The sequence below is a fragment of the Corynebacterium sp. CCUG 65737 genome (genome assembly GCF_024454115.1).
Taxonomy (GTDB): Bacteria; Actinomycetota; Actinomycetes; order Mycobacteriales; family Mycobacteriaceae; genus Corynebacterium; species Corynebacterium genitalium.
In genome coordinates, this window is sequence record NZ_JAGPZB010000006.1 from 109,384 (window position 1) to 129,721 (window position 20,338).

21 protein-coding genes are annotated in these 20,338 nt (G+C 64.8%); 13 read left to right on the forward strand and 8 right to left on the reverse strand.

Features of this window, described 5'->3' with window-relative positions:
* Positions 1 to 50: 50 nt before the first annotated feature.
* Positions 51 to 824, reverse strand: a complete 774-nt coding sequence (locus KBX17_RS06475; RefSeq protein ID WP_005288632.1) for a hypothetical protein — start codon at positions 822 to 824, stop codon at positions 51 to 53.
* 166 nt (positions 825 to 990) lie between these two features.
* Here KBX17_RS06475 and KBX17_RS06480 point away from each other — a divergent pair, with 166 nt between their 5' ends.
* From KBX17_RS06480 to KBX17_RS06490, 3 genes are read left to right on the forward strand one after another with little or no spacing between them, the layout of a single operon-like run.
* Positions 991 to 1,863, forward strand: coding sequence for a phosphoribosylaminoimidazolesuccinocarboxamide synthase (locus tag KBX17_RS06480; protein WP_255995489.1), 873 nt, complete (start codon positions 991 to 993; stop codon positions 1,861 to 1,863).
* A complete protein-coding gene (locus KBX17_RS06485; RefSeq protein ID WP_256019003.1) occupies positions 1,864 to 4,113 on the forward strand; it encodes a S9 family peptidase in 2,250 nt (749 codons plus the stop codon).
* A 9-nt stretch (positions 4,114 to 4,122) separates the two neighbouring features.
* Complete coding sequence (locus tag KBX17_RS06490) at positions 4,123 to 4,812, forward strand: DUF2334 domain-containing protein (protein WP_256004555.1); 690 nt, start codon at positions 4,123 to 4,125, stop codon at positions 4,810 to 4,812.
* Here the strand turns inward: KBX17_RS06490 and KBX17_RS06495 are convergent.
* From KBX17_RS06495 to KBX17_RS06505, 3 genes are read right to left on the reverse strand one after another with little or no spacing between them, the layout of a single operon-like run.
* A complete protein-coding gene (locus tag KBX17_RS06495; protein ID WP_256004556.1) occupies positions 4,802 to 5,635 on the reverse strand; it encodes a metal ABC transporter permease in 834 nt (277 codons plus the stop codon). The genes KBX17_RS06490 and KBX17_RS06495 overlap by 11 nt on opposite strands.
* Positions 5,635 to 6,312 carry a metal ABC transporter ATP-binding protein gene (locus KBX17_RS06500; RefSeq protein ID WP_256004558.1) on the reverse strand — a complete coding sequence of 226 codons (678 nt, stop codon included), beginning with the start codon at positions 6,310 to 6,312 and terminating at the stop codon, positions 5,635 to 5,637. Before KBX17_RS06500 ends, KBX17_RS06495 begins: the two co-directional genes overlap by 1 nt.
* Positions 6,313 to 6,322: 10 nt before the next feature.
* The gene (locus KBX17_RS06505) at positions 6,323 to 7,390 is read right to left on the reverse strand and encodes a metal ABC transporter solute-binding protein, Zn/Mn family (RefSeq protein ID WP_256019005.1); all 1,068 of its coding nucleotides are present in this window, start codon (positions 7,388 to 7,390) and stop codon (positions 6,323 to 6,325) included.
* Positions 7,391 to 7,551: 161 nt separating this feature from the next.
* Between KBX17_RS06505 and purS the strand changes: the two genes are divergently transcribed.
* The 5 genes from purS (at position 7,552) to KBX17_RS06530 (ending at position 12,105) form a co-directional block, all read left to right on the forward strand.
* On the forward strand, positions 7,552 to 7,794 hold the full coding sequence (purS, locus tag KBX17_RS06510) for a phosphoribosylformylglycinamidine synthase subunit PurS (RefSeq protein ID WP_256019006.1): 243 nt from the start codon (positions 7,552 to 7,554) through the stop codon (positions 7,792 to 7,794).
* Positions 7,791 to 8,471 (forward strand): phosphoribosylformylglycinamidine synthase subunit PurQ, encoded by a 681-nt coding sequence (purQ, locus tag KBX17_RS06515; RefSeq protein ID WP_255995495.1) that lies wholly within the window; start codon positions 7,791 to 7,793, stop codon positions 8,469 to 8,471. Before purS ends, purQ begins: the two co-directional genes overlap by 4 nt.
* 2 nt (positions 8,472 to 8,473) lie before the next feature.
* Positions 8,474 to 10,813 (forward strand): phosphoribosylformylglycinamidine synthase subunit PurL, encoded by a 2,340-nt coding sequence (gene purL / locus KBX17_RS06520; protein ID WP_256019008.1) that lies wholly within the window; start codon positions 8,474 to 8,476, stop codon positions 10,811 to 10,813.
* Positions 10,814 to 11,002: 189 nt separating this feature from the next.
* Entirely contained in the window at positions 11,003 to 11,872 is an 870-nt protein-coding gene (locus KBX17_RS06525) for a hypothetical protein (protein WP_255998904.1), read from the forward strand.
* A complete protein-coding gene (locus KBX17_RS06530; protein WP_255998903.1) occupies positions 11,869 to 12,105 on the forward strand; it encodes a hypothetical protein in 237 nt (78 codons plus the stop codon). The genes KBX17_RS06525 and KBX17_RS06530 overlap by 4 nt, the downstream gene beginning before the upstream one ends.
* Positions 12,106 to 12,199: 94 nt before the next feature.
* Here KBX17_RS06530 and KBX17_RS06535 read toward each other — a convergent pair whose 3' ends face one another.
* Positions 12,200 to 13,204, reverse strand: coding sequence for an acyl-CoA thioesterase (locus tag KBX17_RS06535; RefSeq protein ID WP_256019009.1), 1,005 nt, complete (start codon positions 13,202 to 13,204; stop codon positions 12,200 to 12,202).
* Between the two features lie 57 nt (positions 13,205 to 13,261).
* On the opposite strand from KBX17_RS06535, the gene KBX17_RS06540 reads away from it, so the two are divergent.
* The 4 genes from KBX17_RS06540 to KBX17_RS06555 all read left to right on the forward strand — a co-directional run bounded on the left by KBX17_RS06540 (position 13,262) and on the right by KBX17_RS06555 (position 16,622).
* Positions 13,262 to 13,642, forward strand: a complete 381-nt coding sequence (locus KBX17_RS06540; protein ID WP_256019011.1) for a sterol carrier family protein — start codon at positions 13,262 to 13,264, stop codon at positions 13,640 to 13,642.
* A gap of 32 nt (positions 13,643 to 13,674) precedes the next feature.
* Positions 13,675 to 15,171 (forward strand): amidophosphoribosyltransferase, encoded by a 1,497-nt coding sequence (gene purF / locus KBX17_RS06545; protein ID WP_256019013.1) that lies wholly within the window; start codon positions 13,675 to 13,677, stop codon positions 15,169 to 15,171.
* Between the two features lie 3 nt (positions 15,172 to 15,174).
* Complete coding sequence (purM, locus tag KBX17_RS06550; RefSeq protein ID WP_256019014.1) at positions 15,175 to 16,242, forward strand: phosphoribosylformylglycinamidine cyclo-ligase; 1,068 nt, start codon at positions 15,175 to 15,177, stop codon at positions 16,240 to 16,242.
* 164 nt (positions 16,243 to 16,406) lie between these two features.
* On the forward strand, positions 16,407 to 16,622 hold the full coding sequence (locus tag KBX17_RS06555; RefSeq protein ID WP_005288680.1) for a DUF3073 domain-containing protein: 216 nt from the start codon (positions 16,407 to 16,409) through the stop codon (positions 16,620 to 16,622).
* Positions 16,623 to 16,645: 23 nt separating this feature from the next.
* On the opposite strand, the gene KBX17_RS06560 is transcribed toward KBX17_RS06555, so the two are convergent.
* A complete protein-coding gene (locus KBX17_RS06560; protein ID WP_256019016.1) occupies positions 16,646 to 17,839 on the reverse strand; it encodes a folate-binding protein in 1,194 nt (397 codons plus the stop codon).
* A 33-nt stretch (positions 17,840 to 17,872) separates the two neighbouring features.
* On the opposite strand from KBX17_RS06560, the gene KBX17_RS06565 reads away from it, so the two are divergent.
* Positions 17,873 to 18,790 carry an aminodeoxychorismate lyase gene (locus KBX17_RS06565; RefSeq protein ID WP_256019017.1) on the forward strand — a complete coding sequence of 306 codons (918 nt, stop codon included), beginning with the start codon at positions 17,873 to 17,875 and terminating at the stop codon, positions 18,788 to 18,790.
* Between the two features lie 21 nt (positions 18,791 to 18,811).
* Here the strand turns inward: KBX17_RS06565 and KBX17_RS06570 are convergent, their stop codons facing one another.
* Positions 18,812 to 19,501: an FABP family protein gene (locus tag KBX17_RS06570; protein ID WP_256019019.1), complete on the reverse strand. Its 690-nt coding sequence runs from the start codon at positions 19,499 to 19,501 to the stop codon at positions 18,812 to 18,814.
* 27 nt (positions 19,502 to 19,528) lie between these two features.
* Entirely contained in the window at positions 19,529 to 20,323 is a 795-nt protein-coding gene (locus KBX17_RS06575; RefSeq protein WP_256019020.1) for a DUF2993 domain-containing protein, read from the reverse strand.
* Positions 20,324 to 20,338 lie beyond the last annotated feature (15 nt).

The following is a 20,338-nucleotide window of genomic DNA, read 5'->3' on the forward strand; positions in this document are numbered from 1 at the left end:
CTGCGGGTGCTGCAATGACCGGTGCTGCGTCGGCGCAGCACCGGCGGGATTTACTCGAAGTAGACCTTGCCGTTGGGGAAGGTGGAGTCGGACTTGCCGAAGTTCATCTCAACGCCGGTGGCTTCGAGACCGGCGCCGCTGGACTCGGTGAAGGTGATGGTGGCACGCTTGTACTCCTTGCCTTCCTGCATGTCCTTGGTACTGGAGGGCATGCGGTCGGACTCGTGAATACCGCAGAGGGTCTCGTTGTCGCCGGAGATGTAGTTGGCTTGGCGGCCCTGCGGGCCGGTCGGGCTGAATCTCGGCGGGGTGAAGATCTCGGAGTCCTTGGCGGCGTCGCTCTCGCCGGCGCCGAGGTACTTGATGGTGGCGATGAAGCACTTGAAGCCGGTGTAGTCCTGACCGGTCAGGCCGCCGCCGGCGTTGGTCTGGACCTCGTCGACGGTCATCTCCTTAGCGGGGTCGACGGTGACCTCGAAGAACAGCGGGGTCTCGGACTCGTAGCCGGGCAGGACGATGTCGACGGGCTCGCCCAGCTTGGCCTTGTCGCCGTCGTTGGCGGGGCTGAAGCCGGCGGGTGCGCCGGGGTATTCGGAGTTGGAGGATCCGGAGGTCCCCTCCGTGCTGGGCTCTTCGCTCTCAGCGGAGGCGGGGCCTTCTTCGGCACCTTCGTCGGTGGTGTTGTCTTCACCTTCGGTGGACTCCTCGTTGCCCGATGGGCCGAACGGAAGCTCCATCATGGAGCAGCCGCTCAGCGTCAGTGCGGAGGCAGTGAGGACGGACAGCAGTGCAGGGCGAACGGTTTTGTGTGTGATCTGGGTCATGGCGGTAATTATAAACAGTTTTAGTTGCGTCGCTGACTAACTGAATTTTTCCCACTCATTTTAAATAGTGGAGGCTAAGTTTTTCCCGGGCGTGCACACGACGCACGCCCTTCCATGAAGGCCGGTGGTGGGACGTGGGAAAGTGAACCGGCGTAGAGTCGCCAGCATGCGTCCTGAGCTTTCTGACTACAAGCATTTGTCTGCCGGCAAGGTCCGCGAGATCTACGAGATCGACACGGACACCTTGCTGATGGTGGCCACTGACCGGATCTCAGCTTTCGATTATTCTCTCGACCCGGAGATTCCCGACAAGGGCAAAATCCTTACACTGACCAGTGCGTTCTTCTTTGACCTGCTCGCGGAGTTCCCGAATCACCTCGCCGGCCCGTTGGATGACGGGAGGATTCCGGAGGATGTGCTGGGGGGTGCTTTCGTCGTGAAGCGATTGGACATGGTGCCGTTCGAATGCGTGGCGCGCGGGTACCTGACTGGCTCGGGCAAGAAGGAATATGACGCGACGGGCTCGGTGTGCGGCGTTGAGTTGCCCGACGGCTTGGTGGAGGCGTCGAAATTGCCGGAGCCGATTTTCACGCCGGCGACGAAGGCGGAACAGGGCGACCACGATGTCAACGTCAGCTACGACTACATGGCGCGCGAACTCGGCGAGGACTTGGCGTCGCGGCTGCGCGAGACAACGCTGGCGATTTACACGAAGGCGGCGCAGTACGCGGAGTCGCGCGGGATCATTCTCGCGGACACGAAGTTCGAGTTCGGGCTCGATGACAACGGCACGCTCGTGCTTGCCGACGAAGTTCTCACCCCGGACTCCTCCCGCTACTGGCCCGCGGATTCCTATAAGGAAGGGGAGGCGCAGCCGAGCTTCGACAAACAGTACGTGCGCAATTGGCTGAGCCAGAAGTCCGGCTGGGATGCGGATAGCGGCACACCGCCGCCGGAGCTGCCGGGCTCGGTGGTGGAGGCCACCCGCGAGCGCTACATCGAGGCCTACGAGCGTCTGAGCGGAAAGAAGTTCATCTAGATGCAGCAACCTAAAGCAGCGAAGCACCCCGTCACCCGCAGTTTCCACGGTCGCGATTTCGTCGACGACTACGAATGGATGCGCGACAAGGACAATCCGGAGACCATCGCGTACCTGGAGGCGGAAAACGCGTACACGCAGGAGCAAACGGCGCACCTGACCGAGCTCACCGACGCGATTTACGGCGAGATCAAGTCGCGCGTCAAAGAGACCGACATGTCCGTGCCGCAGCGCCAGGGCGACTGGTGGTACTACGGCCGCACGGAGGAAAGCAAGGATTACGGCATCAGCTGCCGCGTGCGTGTCGACGATTCCACCGACCCCTGGACCGCCCCCACCCTTCCCGCTGACGGCTCCGGTCTGCCGGGCGAGCAGACCATCCTCGATGGCAACGCTCTCGCCGAGGGCCACGACTTTTTCTCCATGGGCGCCTCTAGTGTGACTACGTCGGGCCGCTACTTGGCGTACTCGGTGGACACGGCTGGTGACGAGCGCTTCGACCTGCGCATCAAAGACCTCGAGACGGGCGAACTGCTCGTCGACGTCATTCCCGGCGTCTTCTACGGCGCGACGTGGGCGGGGGAGGACTACCTCTTCTACACGCGTGTCGACGACGCGTGGCGCCCCCACCAAATCTGGCGCCACCGTCGCGGCACCGACGCCTCCGACGACGTGCTGGTCTACCAAGAAGATGACGAGAAGTTCGGTGTCGGCATCGCCGCCGACCGTTCCGAGCGCTACCTGTTCCTCATTGCTTCTTCAACACTGACGTCGGAGAACCGAGTGCTGCCGATGTCGGAGCCCGAGGGCGAGTTCGAGCTGCTGTGGCCGCGCGAGTCCGGCGTGGAGTATTTCGTCGACCTCGCCGTCCTTGGTGGCGCAGGCGATGGTGGGGACGCGGGTGCAAGCGGAGGGCGCGAGCACTGGGTGATCACGCATAACGCGCACGGCCCGAACTTCGCCGTCGGCACGTGCCGGGTGCCGGACGCGTCGGGCGCGGTGTCAAGCGCAGCAGCTGGTGCGCTGCCGCCGCTCCGAGAGCTCGATGAGCTCATCGCGCATGACGACGAGCGCCGCATCGAAGGCACCGACGTCTACCGCGACTTCATGTTCCTCGCTTATCGACGCGGCGGCATCGGCCGCCTCGCCGTCGCCGACCTCACCGGCGACGCAACCGGCGACGCAACCGGTGCCGCAGACGGTGGGTTCGGGGAGTTCAGGGAGCTGAAGTTCTCCGAGGAGCTCTACACTGCCGGGCTCGGCGGCCACCCGGAATGGGACACCCCCGTGGTGCGCGTGACCTATGGGTCTTACACACAGCCGTCGCAGGTGCTGGATTACCGCGTCTCTACGGGCGAGTTCACGTTGCTCAAAGAGCAAGAGGTCGAAGGCGGCTACGACCCCTCCGACTACATCGCGCAGCGCATGTGGGCCACGGCCGCCGACGGGACGAAGGTTCCGATGTCGGTGGTGAGGAGGCGGGATGTCGAGGTGGGCGTCGACAAGCACAAGCCGTGCTTGCTCTATGGGTACGGTTCCTATGAAGCATCGATGGACCCGGGCTTTTCCGTTGCACGCCTGAGCCTGCTCGACCGCGGCATGGTGTGGGTGTGCGCCCACGTGCGCGGCGGCGGCGAAATGGGCCGGCTGTGGTACGACCACGGCAAAGGCCTAGAAAAGATGAACACGTTCACCGACTTCATCGCCTGCGCCGACACCCTCGTGGAGGCGGGAGTGACCAGCTACGACCAGCTCGTCGCCGAAGGCGGTTCCGCCGGAGGCATGCTCATGGGTGCAGTGGCGAACCTTGCGCCGGAAAAATTCGCCGGCATCCAGGCGATCGTGCCGTTCGTCGACCCGCTGACCTCGATCCTCATGCCGGAACTGCCGCTCACCGTCGGCGAATGGGAAGAATGGGGCGACCCGTACCACGACCCAGAGGTCTACGACTACATGGCGGCCTACGCCCCATACGAGAACATCGAGCCCAAAGACTACCCGGACATCCTCGCCGTGACCAGCATTAACGACACGCGCGTGCTGTATGTGGAGCCGGCGAAATGGATCGCGAAACTACGCGACACCGCCACCGGCGGACACTTCCTGCTCAAGACCGAAATGGCGGCCGGGCACGGCGGCGTATCGGGCCGGTACGCGAAGTGGAAACAGACCGCGTTCGAGTACGCGTGGACGCTCGCGACCGCAGGCGCGGTGGAAACCTCGGACGCGGCCGAGACCGCTGTGGAATAATAAGTGCCTATGCCCGGCTACCTGCTTGTCTCCGTCTCGTCGATTTTTGACGAGACACGCAAAGACGTCCAGAAGCTCGTAGCCGACCTGGATGCGCGGCACATTCCGGTGTCGCTGCTGGTGGCGCCGCACATCGATAAGAAGTGGCACTTGGCGAAGGACAAATCGACCCGCAGCTGGCTGCACGACCAGATGGGGGCCGGACGGGGCTTGATTCTCAACGGATTCGACCAGCCGGTGCAGGGCCGCCGCGCGGAATTCGCCGCGCTAGAAGAGCACGAAGCACGGCTGCGTCTCAAAGGCGCGACCCGGCAGATGGCGAAACTCGGCTTCGAACTGGACACTTTCGCGCCGCCGCGCTGGCGGATGTCGGAAGGCACGCTCGTCGCGCTGCAGCACTTCGACTTCCGGCTCGCCGCGTCCGAGCGCGGGATTCACTTCCTGCGCAGCGGCGACATCGAATACGCCCGCAACCTGTCCGTCGGCGAAGGCTTCGGTGCGGCGGGCTGGTGGCGCCGTAACGTCATCAACGCGGCGGTGCGCAGCGCCAAGCGCGGCAACACGGTGCGTTTGTCGGTGTCAGGGCGCAACTTGGACTCGAAAAAGGTCCGCAACGACTTCGTCCAAGCCGCCGTCGAAGCCGCGGGCGAAGGACTGAAACCGGTGAACTACCGGGACTTGAAGAAGCCTAAGCGGTGATCCGGCGCCGCTGCGCGCCCCCGATGACGCGGCAGAGAAGGTAAATGCCGAACGAAATGAACGCGACGAACACGCTCACCGACACACCCGGGGCCAGCGACAAGATCATTCCGCCGACAGCGGCTGTCTCGGCGAAGAGGACCGACCACCACACCGCGTGAACAGGGTTCGCCGTGATGTGGGAGGCGGCCGCGCCGGGTGTGATTAGCAGCGACATGACCAGCAGCGCGCCGACGATCTGCACCGACTGCGCCGACGCGATGCCGACGAGCACCGCGAACGTGACCGACATCGCCCGCACCCGCACACCTGACGCGGCCGCCATGACGGGGTCGGCCGAAGCATAGAGCATCGGCCGCCACAGCACCGCCACCGCGACAACGACGAACACGGTCGTGGCGGCCAGGATCACGAGGTTCTGCCCCGACACGCCCACAATCTGCCCCGTCAGAAGCGACAACGCTCGGTTGGAGTTGCCGGGGTAAAGGTGGATGAACAGGACGGATAAGCCCATGCCGAAGCTCATCACCACGCCGACGGCGGAGTCCTGCTGGCCCTTAAACCCCAGCGCCGCCAGCACGATCGCGGCGACAACCGCGCCAGCGACCGCCCCGACGCCGACGTTCAGGCCGAACAGCAGCGCGGCTGAGGCGCCCATGAGCGCTAGTTCGGACGTCGCGTGGACGGAAAACGACATCTGGCGCAGCACGATCAGCGGCGCCATGACGCCGGAGAGCACGCCGAGCAGCGCGCAGGCGACGAGCGTGGCTTGAACGAAGTCGAGGGCGAGCAGGTCCCGGGTAGTCTCAAAGAATTCGGCCATCACAGCACCACCATTCGGCCGTTGGCTTCGACGACGTCGACATGCGTGCCGTAGAGCTCGCTGAGCACATCCGAGCGCATGACCTCGCCGACAGCGCCGACGACGTGGCCTTCCGGCCCCAAATACAGCACCCGGTCGACGACGCCCAGAAACGGGTTGATGGAGTGCGTCACGCACAGCACGGCGGCGTCGAGGCTGGCCAGGCGGTCGACGGTCTGCCGTTCGCGGGCGGGGTCGAGGGAGAGGAGGGGCTCGTCGGCAAGCACAAGCTCAGGTTGTTTCGCCAGCGCCTGTGCTTGACGGATGAGTTGCTGCTGGCCGCCGGAGAGCAGACCGACCCGTTTGTCGGCGAAGCTCGACGCGCCGACGGAGACGAGCAGCTCCTCGACAGCGTCGCGCGACGGCCGACGCGAGTGCGACAGCGCCAGCGACACCAAGTCGCGGCCCCGCACGGGCAGGTCCTGCGGAAACATCTGTTGCTGGGGGATGAAGCCGGTGCGGCCGCGGACGTCGATCGTGCCGGCGGTGAGGCGGCGCGTGCCCAAGATGGTGTGCAGCAGCGTCGATTTGCCCACGCCGTTGGGGCCGAGGACGGCGATGAATTCGCCGCGCTCGACAGTCAGGTCGAGTCCCGACCACAAGGGCGCGACGGCGGCGCCGGTGAACTGCGCAATCACGTGGGGCAGCTTAACCGACGAAGCGGTCGATTTCGGCCTCGGGGCGTGGCTCGGCCTTTTCCACAACGGCGGCGATCTCGTCGACGACCTGCTCGAAGTAGTCGAGGAAGTTCATGCCCGCCGGCGGGGTTTCGCGGATTTCCACGATGGGCACGTTGTTCTTCTTCGCGGCCTCCACTAGGCGCTGGGTGGCGCCGTTGGTGCTTTGCGGGTTGACCACGAGGAAGTCGATCAGGCCGCTTTCAATCTCCTCGAGGAAGTCCGCGACGGCTTGCACCGGCGGCTCTGTGTGGTTGAGCGACGCCAGCAGGTACGGCTCGGGGGTGATGTCGTGCAGCTCGGTGCCCCAGATCAGCGGCGCGGCGATCGTCTCGGTCATCCCGATGTGCACGTGCGGCATCGCGTTCAGGCGCTGCTCAATCTCACCCATTCGCTTTTCGACGCTCCCCGCATCCCCACCAACCCTTTCCTCCACCTGCTTAGCCACATTCTTGACCTTGGCCGGGGACATCCAGACGTGCTCGAGCTCGTCGATGCTGCCGGGCAGGGTCGTGAACGTGTGGCCGCCGTGGTCGTGCCCCTCGTGCGCGTGGTCGCCGTGATCATGGCCGTCGTGGTCGTGCTCGTGGTCGCCGTGGACGTGATCGTGGTCGCCGTGGAAGTGCAGCGGGACGGCGTGAATGATGCGGTCTTGTTCGGCGACGGTGTAGAGGGTGTCATCGTAATGCCCGCCGTTGGCGACGAGGGTGCCGGCTTCCTTCACGCGGGCGAGGTCGCGGGCGGTGGGTTCGAAGTAGTGGGGGTCGAGGGAGGCGTCGTTAATAATGGCGTCGACGTCGGTGCCGGTGACGGCGGAGGCGACGTCGGCCCACACGTTGGTCGTCGCAACAATATCGGCGGGGTCGGCGGCATTGGCGGAGTCGGAGCTAGCCGCGCCGCCGGCGGGGTCTGCAGAGTCGGTGGTGCTGGAGCAGCCGACGAGCGCGGCGCCGGCCAACGCGGCGGCGGAAAAGATAGAGAGGGTGGACTTGAGGGGCAGGGTAGATGTGGCGCGGGTGCGGCGGCGGGTGTGTTTCATGGTGAATATCCAACCAGTGTTGAAAACGGATTTCAATTCGTTCAGGAATATTCGGGCGGGTTTTCGGGCTGTGGAGTGTGTGGCGACGTCGGATATACTGGCCGAGTGTTTTCGCTGTCGTCAGGTGGCGTTTTGTTGTTTCTACTTCGCGGAGGATTCTCATGGCACGTGTCGTCGTCAATGTCATGCCCAAGGCTGAAATTTTGGACCCGCAGGGTCAGGCTGTGCACCGTGCGCTGGGGCGTATCGGTGTCGGCGGTGTCACGGATGTGCGCCAGGGCAAGCGTTTCGAGCTTGAGGTGGAGGATTCCGTGACGGACGAGGAGCTTCAGCGCGTGGCGGAAACGCTGCTAGCCAACACGGTTATCGAGGACTTTTTCATTGTGCGGGAGGAAGTCAAGTGACCGCCACGATCGGAGTGATCACGTTCCCGGGCACGCTTGACGACGTTGATGCGATCCGCGCCGTCCGCAACGGCGGCGCCGAGCCGAAGCCGTTGTGGCACGCCGACGAGGATTTAACCGGTGTGGATGCGGTGATCGTGCCCGGCGGCTTCTCCTACGGCGATTACCTGCGCTCGGGCGCGATTGCTGCAATGGCGCCGATGATGCGCGCTGTGGTGGACGCTGCGAATAAAGGCATGCCGGTGCTGGGCATCTGCAACGGTTTCCAGATCCTCACCGAAGCGGGCCTGCTGCCGGGCGCGCTGACGCGCAATGAGGGGCTGCACTTCCACTGCGTGGACACCTACCTCGAGGTGGCCAACACCGAGACTGCGTGGACGAATGAGTTCACCTCCGGCTCCAAGATTCTTGTTCCGGCGAAGCACGGCGAGGGTCGCTTCCAGGCCGACCAGGCCACCATTGACGAGCTCGAGGCAGAAGGTCGCGTCGTGTTCCGCTACACGGACAACTTCAACGGCTCGATCAATTCCATTGCGGGTGTCACCAGTAAGAATCGTCGTGTGGTGGGGGTTATGCCGCACCCGGAACATGCCGTCGATACGCTCACGGGCCCGTCGACCGATGGCCTGGGGCTGATCCGCTCGGCGCTCAACGAGATTTCCAAGATTGGAGCGTAACTGTGGCCGTACACAATGACACCGTCGAGGCCGCGAAGGCATCGCCTGAGCAGGAGCAACCGTACGCCGCGCTGGGCCTGAAAGATGACGAATACGCTCGCATCCGCGAGATTCTCGGCCGCCGCCCCACCGATGCGGAGCTGACCGTGTACTCCGTGATGTGGTCGGAACACTGCTCCTACAAGTCGTCGAAAGTGCACCTGCGCTACTTCGGCGAGACGATGACCGAAGAGATGGGCGCGAAGTTGCTCGCCGGCATCGGTGAGAACGCCGGTGTGGTCGACATTGGTGACGGCAACGCGGTGACCTTCCGCGTTGAGTCCCACAACCACCCCAGCTACGTGGAGCCCTACCAGGGTGCGGCGACCGGTGTTGGCGGCATTGTCCGCGACATCATGGCGATGGGGGCCCGCCCGATCGCGGTCATGGACCAACTGCGCTTCGGTCCGGCTGACGCGGAAGACACGAAGCGAGTTCTGCCGGGTGTGGTGTCCGGCATCGGCGGCTACGGCAACTCGCTGGGCCTGCCCAACATCGGTGGAGAGACCTGCTTCGACGAGACCTACGCCGGCAACCCGCTGGTCAACGCACTGTGCGTGGGCACCCTCAAGGTCGAGGACCTCAAGCTCGCCTTCGCGTCCGGCAAGGGCAACAAGGTCATGCTGTTCGGCTCGCGCACCGGCCTCGACGGCATCGGTGGCGTGTCCGTCCTCGCTTCTGAGAGCTTCGAAGATGGTGCGGAGCGCAAGCTGCCCGCCGTGCAGGTCGGCGACCCCTTCGCGGAGAAGGTGTTGATCGAGTGCTGCCTCGAGCTCTACGCCGCTGACGTGGTCGTGGGCATCCAGGACCTTGGCGGCGCGGGCCTAGCCTGCGCGACCTCCGAGCTGGCTGCTGCCGGCGACGGCGGTATGCGCGTCAACCTCGACGCTGTCCCGCTGCGCGCAGAGAACATGACTGCCGCAGAAATCCTCGCCTCCGAGTCGCAGGAGCGCATGTGCGCTGTCGTCGCGCCGGAGAACGTCGAGCGTTTCAAGGAGATCTGCGCCAAGTGGGACGTCAACTGCGCTGAGATTGGTGAGGTCACCGGCGAGGGCGACCGCCTAGTCATTGAGCACAACGGTGAGGCCGTCCTCGACGCTCCGCCGTCCACGATCGCCGACGAAGCTCCGGTGTATGACCGTCCCTGGGCTCGTCCGGAGTGGATGGATGAGGTGCAGGTGGCTGGTGACGTCGATAAGCAGGAAGACCTGGCGGACGCATGGCTGAAGATGGTCGCATCGCCGGCATTGTGCTCGCGCGATTGGATCACCGAGCAGTACGACCGCTACGTGCGCGGCAACACGGTGCAAGCGCGCCACGCGGACTCCGGCGTTTTGCGTATCGACGAATCCACCCGCCGCGGTGTCTCCGTCTCCGCCGATGCATCCGGACGCTACACCTACCTCGACCCCAACATGGGTGCGCGGCTGGCGCTGGCTGAGGCGTACCGCAATGTCGTCGTGACCGGCGCGCGGCCAGTCGCTGTGACCAACTGCCTCAACTTCGGCTCGCCGGAGAACCCCGACGTGATGTGGCAGTTCCGCGAGGCAGTCCACGGGCTTGCCGACGGCGCAGTCGAACTGAGCATCCCTGTCTCCGGCGGCAACGTGTCCTTCTACAACCAGACTGGAGACACCCCGATCCTGCCGACGCCGGTCGTCGGCGTGCTCGGTGTGATGGACGACGTGGCTGCATCCGTCAGCCCGCGCGTGGTCAACAACGGTGAATCCGAGATTCTCGTGCTGCTGGGCGAGACCCGCGACGAGTTCGGCGGCTCCGTGTGGCAGGAGATCTCTGGTGCGCCGCTGCGCGGCCTGCCGCCGCAGGTCGACCTGGCCAACGAGGCGCGCCTGGCTGACTTTTTCGCGCCCGAATCCCCGGCCGCCGAGGATTCGGATCGCCCAGACGGTTCACCCGCCCGCGGCCTCACCGCCGCCCACGATTTGTCCGAAGGCGGGCTGGCGCAGGCTGTCTTCGAGATGATCAAGGAGACCGAGAAGGGCGCGGAGCTGGATCTGTCCGGTGTGCACGAAGACGCATTCACCGCGTTGTTCTCCGAGTCCGCTTCCCGCGTGCTCGTCGCGTGCAGCCCGGACCGCGTCGACCGCGTTGTCGCCGACGCCACCGAGCTGGGCATTCCGGTGGCCATTGTCGGCTCGACGAACCTTTCCGGTGACATTACGTTCGCCGACGGCACCGCAGCCGCCCGTCAGAGCGTATCTGTCGCAGCGCTGCGTGACGCGTGGTCGGCGACACTGCCTGGCCTGTTCGCGCACGCCGACGCCCCGAACTCTGCGGTGTAAACGCAGGGCTTTAACCACAAACTCCCCGGCGCCCGCCTCACTCCGCAAGAGCGGTGGCCGGGGAGTTTCCTTTTCACGCAACGGGAAGTCCTGGCTGCATGTGACTAGGAGCGACAGGGCGGCTAGCCGCAGTGCGAATCGAACGCACGTTCGACGATAGGGCAAGTCGTGTCGGGCAGAGGTTTTAAAGTGCAAAAACCAATCCACTTGAACGTAGCTAAGGAGGGGCTTGAAGTGGATCTGAACAGTAAGCCGCCTTTCTCGAAGGGCGATATGAAGCGAGCCGGGAAAGCGCTCATGGCGGGCGAGGGCCTGGATGTTGAGAAGTACGAAGACATATTGGTGTGGCACGATTCGTTGATCGCTGAGACGTGGCGTTTGTGCGACGAAGCGATCGCAGACTACCGGGCTGCGGTGAGTAATTCCGGCCTGATTTACCAGTTGGATGGTGAAGTCGTAAGGGGTGGGCGAACTAAGAGCGAGGACACTTTGGTTGCCAAACTCGCTCGAATCAACATCGGTTTGGAATCGGTGCAGGACTTCGCGGGTGCGAGGTATGACATTCCTTGTGGTCTCACTGCGCAGCGTGAGATCGCTCGCCGCATGGTGGGTGTTCTTGAGGCAGCTGGCGGAAATGTTGAGGTGAAGGACTACCTAGTTGATCATCAGCACGGCTACCGGGCGATTCATTTATGGGTGCGCAGCAACGCAGGACGAATCGAAGTGCAGGTCAGAACTACCCTTCAGGCGAAGTGGGCGAACCTGAATGAATCCTTGGGCGACAAGGTTGGGCGAGGGATCAGATATGGTGAACCAACAATCGAGGAATACGGGGAGGCTTTTCCCATCATTCAGCGTGTCCGGTTTTTCTCGGATGCTATCCGGTCGCTTGAAGAGCGCAGGGAGGCGCTGCTCAGGGATCTATCTTCTGAAGCTGATGTTGCTACCGAGCTGCTTCAGCGCGGGTGGGCAAAATCTTCTCAGGAGGAACTCGAATTAGTAGAGTTAATGCGCAGAACGAGTAACGAGATCTTCTACCTGGAGGGGCGAGGGCAGTGATTCATTTCCTTATCGAATACCACCGTCCTACGGGGCGACTCGAGGTGACCCCGTACGAGGACGCCCGGGAAGCAGCCAAAGAGCGGATCAACCGACAGCTCAACCGTCCCGACACCGACACGGAGGTCGTGGTGATATTGTCCGACAGTCTCCGCAGCCTCAGGCAAACGCACTCGCGGTACTTCGCCAGCGAGGACGCAATCATCCACGATCTCGTCCCCGCGAACGCCTAACGGCCAAACCAATCAAACAGGCCGGGGCTGGAGCGCTGCGAACCAGCGTTCAGGCCCCGGTCTTCCTGCTGCCAGAAACGTACGGGCTGGCCGTCTAGTCGATGGTCTGGCGGGCCGGGTTCGGCTCGACCAGGGGCATCGGCGCGTACTCCTGGCGCAGGTCCTGCAGGATCTGTGTGTGCTCCCAGAGGGCCTTGTCCTCGTCGGTGACGGGGGTGAACTGGCGGGCGGGCAGGGGGGTACCGTCGATGTCGACGGCCATGTAGGTGAAGGTGGCATGGATGGCGGTGGCCAGATTGTCGCGGCCGCCGCGGGGGTCGCCGGCGCGCACGTGCGTGGTCACGTTCATGGATTTGTTGCCGGTGCGTGTCATGCGCGCGTCGACTTCGATGAGGTCACCGATGGAAATGGGCTTGTAGAAGCGGATGCCGCCGGCGTAAACGGCGAAGGTGCGTTCGCCGGACCATTCCATGGTGCAGGAGGTGCCCACGGAGTCGATCCATTCCATGGCGGTGCCGCCGTGGACTTTGCCGCCCCAGTTGATGTCGGTGGGTTTTGCCATGAAGCGGTGGATGATGCGCGGGGCGTCGGAGTCGCCGTCGTAGGACTGCTTGAGCATTTCGGTTTCGATCTCGTCGCGCAGCTGGATGCGGGATTTCGCGGCTTCCTGGACGCGGCGTTCCTCGTCGGTGGTGGGCACGAAGGCGGGCACGGGCATGGATTTGCCGGTCTCGGGGTTCTTGGCCACGAAGATGACTAGGCAGTCGCAAGCACGGGTGAACACGCCTTCGCGCGGGTCGGCGGAGAGCACTTCGTTGACGATGTGCATGGAGGAACGCCCAGTCATGGCGATGCGGGAGCGCACCTCGACGATGTGGCCGGACGGGATGGGGCGGGTGAAGTGGATGTGGCCGACGTAGGCGGTCACGCAGTAGGTCGCAGACCACTGGACGGCGCAGGCGTAGGCGGCTTTATCGATCCATTCGAGCACGCGGCCGCCGGAGACTCCTTGGGATCCGGCGAGCACAACGTCGGTGGGAGCGGCCATGAAGCGCAGGGTGATGGAGGGGTCTTTGGTCGGCGTTACCTTCTCGGTCATTGCTCTGACTTTAGTCCTTGCTGGGTAAGCAGGCTGAGTCGGCCTAGGATGGGCGCCATGGCTCCGAAGAATGATCCTGTTGCGACGCGTGCGGCTGTTGAGGCGGTGCGCGGGTGGATCGAGGATCCGTCGCAGCCGCGTCCTCCGCGCGCCCAGCTCGCAGATGCTTGTCGACGCACCGCCCGCGCCCTCGCCGACGAACTCCCCGGTCACACTGTGGAAGTTCGGGTCCCACCGTTCGTGGCGGTGCAGTGCGTGGAAGGGCCGAGGCACACCCGCGGGACGCCGCCGAATGTGGTGGAGATGGCTCCGGAGGTGTGGCTGCAGCTGGCGACGGGGCAGGCTGAGTTTGCGGAAGCGGTCGCTGACGGCCGGGTGAGCGCCTCCGGTTCGCGGGCCGGTGACGTGGCTGCGGGCCTGCCGGTGGTGAGGTTCTGATTGCCCGTCTCACGTCGTGATCCACTAAAGTTATGCAGGTGCAGAACCCGATGCTGAATCTGGAAGCAGACGAGCCCGAGCCACGCGAAGAATGCGGTGTGTTCGGGGTGTGGGCGCCCGGGGAGGACGTGTCGAAGCTGACGTACTTCGGCCTGTTCGCCCTCCAGCACCGCGGCCAGGAGGGTGCCGGCATCGCGGTGGGCGACCAGGGGCGCATCGTGGTGTTCAAGGACAGCGGACTGGTCTCCCAGGTTTTCGATGAGGCGATCCTCGACGCGTTGCAGGGCGACGTGGCGATCGGCCACACCCGCTATTCCACAGCTGGTGCGCAGAGCTGGGAGAACGTCCAGCCGATGTTCCGGACCTCGCCGAACAGCACCGATGTGTCGTTGGCGCACAACGGCAATCTGACGAACTACGCGACACTGCGCGATGAGGCAGTTGCGCGCAAGCTCGTCCCGCGCGACGGCGTCGATGGGCAGGGGTCTTCGTCCGACACGGCTGTTGTCAGCGCCTTGCTTGCCGACGGAGTGACCGGCGAGCGCACCCTGCTCGACTCCGCCCGCGAACTGCTGCCGCAGATCAAGGGCGCTTTCTGTCTGGTGTTCACCGACGGCCACACGTTGTACGCTGCCCGCGACCCGCACGGCGTGCGCCCGCTGTCGCTCGGCCGGCTGGAGAAGGGCTGGGTCATCGCCTCTGAAACGTCCGCGCTGGACATCACGGGCGCTTCTTTCGTGCGCGACATCGAGCCGGGCGAGCTCATTGCGATCGACGCCTCCGGCATCCACACCGAGCGCTACGCCGAGCCGACGCCGAAGACCTGCGTGTTCGAGTACGTCTACATTGCCCGCCCCGATTCGGTCATTGAGGGCAAGACAGTCAACGCGGCCCGCCTGGAGATTGGCCGTAGGTTGTCGCATGTGGCGCCGGTGGATGCGGACGTCGTCATGCCTGTGCCGGAGTCGGGCACTCCCGCCGCGATCGGTTATGCCGAAGAGTCTGGCATTCCGTTCGCGCAGGGCCTGATGAAGAACGCGTATGTAGGGCGCACGTTCATCCAGCCGTCGGACACGCTGCGCCAGCTGGGCCTGAGGTTAAAGCTCAACCCGGTGCGCGAGATCATCGAGGGCAAATCGCTTGTGGTCGTGGACGACTCCATCGTCCGCGGTAACACGCAGCGCAAACTGATCCGAATGCTGCGTGAAGCGGGCGCTGCCGAGGTGCATGTGCGCATTGCGTCGCCGCCGGTGAAGTGGCCGTGCTTCTACGGCATTGACTTCGCCAGCCCGGGCGAGCTGATTGCTAACAACGCCGGCGGGGATGATGCCGCTGTCGCCGAGAACATTTGCCGCGTCATCGGTGCGGATACACTGGCATTCGTCTCCATCGACGACATGATCGCCTCCACGGAGCGGCCCGCGGCAAGCCTGTGTGCGGCCTGCTTCGACGGCCACTACCCGCTGGGCCTGCCGGAGAACAACGTGAACGCGGATGCCGTGCGCCGCATTCAGGAAGGGATGTTTTAAGCCATGACCACCCCCGAGTCGGAAGTCTCCTACGCCGCTGCCGGCGTCAACATTGAGGAAGGCGACCGCGCTGTCGAGCTGATCAAGGACCACGCCAAGCGCGCCACCCGCCCCGAGGTTCGTGGTGGCCTGGGCGGCTTCGCCGGTCTCTTTGCGCTGGGTAACTACAAGCAGCCGCTGCTCGCGGCTGGTTCGGACGGCGTGGGCACGAAGCTCGCCGTCGCCCAGGCGATGGACAAGCACGACACCATCGGCATCGACCTGGTGGCCATGTGCGTCGACGATCTTGTGGTCTGCGGCGCGGAGCCGCTGTTCCTGCAGGACTACATCGCGGTGGGGAAGGTGGTGCCGGAGAAGATTGCCGATATCGTCGGCGGCATTGCCGAGGGCTGCGTCCAGGCCGGATGCGCTCTGCTCGGCGGGGAGACTGCGGAGCACCCCGGCGTGATGGGGGAGAACGAGTACGACGTGTCCGCCACCGCTGTCGGCGTGGTGGAAGCTGAGGAGGTGCTCGGCCCGGACCGCGTGCGCGAGGGGGATGTCATCATCGGCATGGCCTCCTCTGGTCTGCACTCCAACGGTTACTCGCTGGCCCGCCACGTCCTGCTGGAAAAGGCCGGCCTGCCGCTGGACGGCCACATCGAGGAGCTGGGTCGCACCCTCGGAGAGGAGCTGCTGGAGCCGACCCGCATCTACGCCCTGGATTGCTTGGCGTTGGCCAACGAGTGCGAGGTGCGCACGTTCTGCCACGTCACCGGCGGCGGCCTGGTGGGCAACATGGAGCGCGTCATCCCCGAAGGCAAGGTCGCGGAAATGCACCGCGCAACATGGAGCCCGCCGGAGATCTTCCGCACGATCCGCTCTGTGGGCAAGGTGCCGGACACCGAGATGGAGAAGACCTTCAACCAGGGTGTCGGCATGGTCGCCATTGTTGCGCCGGAGGACCGCGACCGCGCGCTGGCGATGCTCACCGCCCGCCACGTCGAATGCTGGGAGCTTGGCGAAGTCCGCGGCACCACCGACGCAGACGAGGGTGCACGCGCTGTGCTTGTGGGATCCCACTCTTTCTAAAATTTTCCTGCGCTGCTCGTGTGGCCGTGTTTGCGCAGGCGGCGGCTGTGTGCGCGTTAATTTGACTCGCACGCTATTATGGCTTGCAGGACAAATTTTTAAGATATGAAAAGGGCCGCCGAATTCCCGAGCCGCCCTTTAGGACACCTCAAGGGGGTCACGCCATGGGCCGCGGACGCGCCAAAGCAAAGCAGACCAAGGTTGCACGCCAGCTGAAGTACAACACGCCTGACATGGATCTGGATTCGCTCCAGCGTGAGCTTGCAGGCGAGCCCACCCGTTCCGAGTGGGACGAGGATGACTCCGACGACTACGAGGTAGACCCGCAGTACGCTGAGTACGCGGACTGGGATCCGGAGGACGACGCGCAGCGTCGATAAGCTCGCTTACGCGCACCCCGCTTTTATGTGGTGGGGTGCGTTTTCGCGTTGCCGCGCAGCTTATCGACGGCCACCCGCCCCGCCCGCTGGCCCTCATCCGCAGGGAGAGAGTCAGGGTCGACGGACGCGGAAATGACGATTGGATCGGCGGCGCTTTCTGTGCCGTCGGCGTCGTCTGCGCCGGTGCCCGCGAGGATTTCCAGCTGCGCACCGACAGCCGCGGCGGGGCCCGGTGTGGCTGGGGCGTTGAGAACAGACCGCTTCACCAGCGCTAGGCCGATCGGACCGTAGTCGCAGTCGTGCGCGACGGAGCCGAGGCGTCCGACGGTGCGCCCGCCCATGGTGATGGTGTCACCGGGCTGGGGGTCGACGGGGGCAGAACCGTCGATATGCAGCATGACCAGAAGGCGTGGGGAACGGCCGAGGTTCTCCACACGCGCGACGGTCTCCTGGCCGCGGTAGCAGCCCTTGTCCAGGTGCACGGCGCCCAGGTTGCCGCCCCGGGCGATGAGCGTGTGCACTTCGTGCGGGATGGATTTGGCGTCGAGGTCTGCACGCTGCTCTGGTTCGAGGGCCTTGATGCGCTCGGCTGTGAAGGTCATGATGCCGGCGGGCGTCAGTGCCGCGCCGTCGGCACCGGTAAGCGCGCGGAAAGCGTCTATCAACTCCTCGCGCGGGACGGCGATGTCGACACGCCGCGGGCCACGCCAGTCGACGGTGCGCACGAAAGCGGGCGGGGCGGCGAGCACGGCGGCCGGGTCGAAGGAAGACGGGGCGCCGAGCACGGTGAGGATGGCCAGGTCCGCCTCTTCGACGGTGACGTCGGACCAGAAAATCATCTTGGTCAAGAAGTCGAGGAAAGTCTCGAAGGCGTAGGCGGGGACATCGAGGTAGAAGGCATCCTCAGTGCGGGTGACATCGGCGTGGTGGAGGATCCGGCCTTGCATGTCCAGGTCGAGGGCGGCGGCGGTGAAGCCGGGGGAGACATCGTCAAGCTTCTGCGAGAGCAGGTTGTTCAGGAACACCGGCGCGTCAGGCCCAGCGACGCGGATGACGCGGCGGTGGCTGCGGTCGATGACCACCCCGCCGCGTTCGACTGCGCGTTGTTCGCGCAGGGGGTCGCTGTAGTGGGAGGGGACGCCGGCGGCGTCGATAAGCGACGCGTCGGGTAGTTCTGTGGCGCCGCGCACGGCGAGGATAGGCGAACGGTAACTCACCTGTCCGATCCTACGCGGGCATAATGGGCCGGTATGCGCGCCCAACAGCCAGTGATCTATCTCGTGGAGCCGTTCGGCGGTTCCCTGCGACGCCAAAATGCCAACCTTCCGCACGTGTACTGGGACGATGCTGCCGTCACGCGCGGCGACGGCTGCTTTGAGACCATCCTCATCCGCCACGGTGAACCGGTGAATCTGGCGGCACATGTGCAACGCTTTCAAAGTTCTGCGCAGCTGCTGGGCCTGCCCGCGCCGGAAGCGGCGACGTGGGAGAAGGCGACAGCCGAGGCAGTGGGGGACTTCGTGCGCGAATCCGGACTCGACGCGGCGGAGGTGGAGGCGAAGTGCCAGTGGACGTACACCCGTGGGCGTGAGTCGACGGGCGTGCCCAGCGCCTGGGTGACGGTCCGGCCGATTCCGCAGGAGCAGCTGGACCAGCGCGAAAATGGTGTGCGCGTGATGACGGCGCAGCGCGGCTACACCTTAGCCAGCGGCAGCGCCGCCGACGCCGCGCCGTGGCTGACTGTCGGCGCGAAGTCGCTCAACTACGCCGCGGCGATGGCTGCGCTGCGGTGGGCGAAGCAGAACGGATACGACGATGTCATCTACGTCGACGCGTCCGGCCGCGTCCTGGAAGGAGCGACATCGTCTGTGCTGGTGGTCAGCGGCGGCAAGCTGCGGACGCCGGTCACGGGCGGCGACGTGCTGCCCGGCACGACACAGGCGTCCGTGTTCACTCACGCCGAGCGTGACGGCTGGAAGTGCAAAGAGAAAGACCTCACCGTCGCTGACCTGCGAGGCGCCGACCAGGTATGGTTAGTCAGCTCCGTCCGCGGCGGGGTGCGCGTCACCACGATCGACGGGGAGGAGCTGCCTGCACCGTCCAAGAAGGACGAGAAAAAGCTGCGCCAGCTTATCGACGCAGCTTTGGCAACCCCAGCCACTTCTTAACGGCCGAGCACAGCGAGACCGTTAACCAGCCACGCGCTTGAGCTCGCCCGACATGTAGGGGATGAAGGTGATGTCGTCCTGGGTGGAGCCGGCGGCGACCCGCTCGTCGACCCAGCCCAAGTTGTTGTTCGGCATGAGACCGTACAGGCGCTTGCCGGGGCCGTGGGTGGCGGGGCCGGTCTCCGTGGCGATGGTCGAGGCCGACTGCAGCTGCCAGGCGCGCTCGTTGACGGGCTCGCCGTACATGATCTCCACCAGGCCGCGGGAGTTGGTCAGGGTGACCTCGATGGCGTCGTCGAGGGAGATGCGCCAGAAGCCGGTCTCGCGCTGGTCAGCGCCGACGGGGTTGCCGTCAGCATCGATGCGCCAGGTGCGGGAGTCGAAGCGCAGGTAGTTCTCACCGTCATGGGAGATGATCAGTTGCTGGCCGAAGGCGTATTCGGCGGAGTCGCCGTCAGCAGCGCTGTCGTCGACGGCTTGGCCGGTGCCCTGCCAGACGCCCACCAGTGGCAGCAGTGCCAGGAGGCCGTCGTGCAGGCTGGGGCCTTCGCGCAGGTTCGCGGTGTCGTCCGGAAGCGGGATTTCATCGAGCCCTAGCGCCGGGATGTTGCGGTGCGCTGTGTTCTTCGAATGCTCCGCGGCGAGGTTGACTGCCTCATTGCCGTCCAGGGCGTTGCGCTCGGGGGTAGTGCCGTTGTCGGTGTTGTCCATGTCTACCCACAGTAGTCACCGCGGGACCTAACGGGCAGTGGCGGCTACCGGCGAGAGCATGTCTTGGGTCAGCTCCACATCCCGGCGTTGTGCAGAAAAGCGGATGGAGCCGCCGGAGACGTCGACTTTGTCTGCCTGCGCACCGATCGGTAGGTCGCGGGTGTCTAGTTCGAGGGTGTAGGCGGAGGTGACGGTGTCGGTGAGTGCGTCGGGGACGTCGATAAGCTCCTTCGGCTCCATGCGGAAGGTTGTGCCGGTCAGACGCAGGGTGACCACCGCGGTGGTTTTCTCCTCTGTGCCGGGGACGGTGCCGGTGAGCTGGGCTTCGGCCTCGCTGCCGCCGGTCGGGGAGATGTTGTACGGGTTGGCGATGTCCAGGTCCGTCATGCCCAGTAACTGGCCGAACGCGACACCGTCGAGCGACAGCGTGTTCTCCACGCGTTTGGCGCGTGCACCAATGAAGTCAGCGGCGTAGGCCTTGTCTGCCGGGATCGTGATCTCGTAGATGTCGGTGCGGGAATTGGCGATGCCAATGCCGTCAACCTGCACATCGAGCGCCTGGAAACTCACGCGCGGCACCTCATCGGTGAAGCGGACCTGCGCGAACGGCAAACCGCCGACGTACGTCTCTGGGTCTGCCGCCAAATCATCTGTGGCGCGTGCGTTCGCCGCCAAGCGCTTCTCGATGCTCGCCGTGCCCGCCGCGTCCACCACGAACCCGATTCCGAGCACAACCGCTAGGACTCCAGCGACCACTGCACCGGCTTTGAGCCCCATGCGCGGCGTTGTCTGCCGCTGCGCCAATGTCGTGCCGCCCACCATGCCTTTTACCGTAGC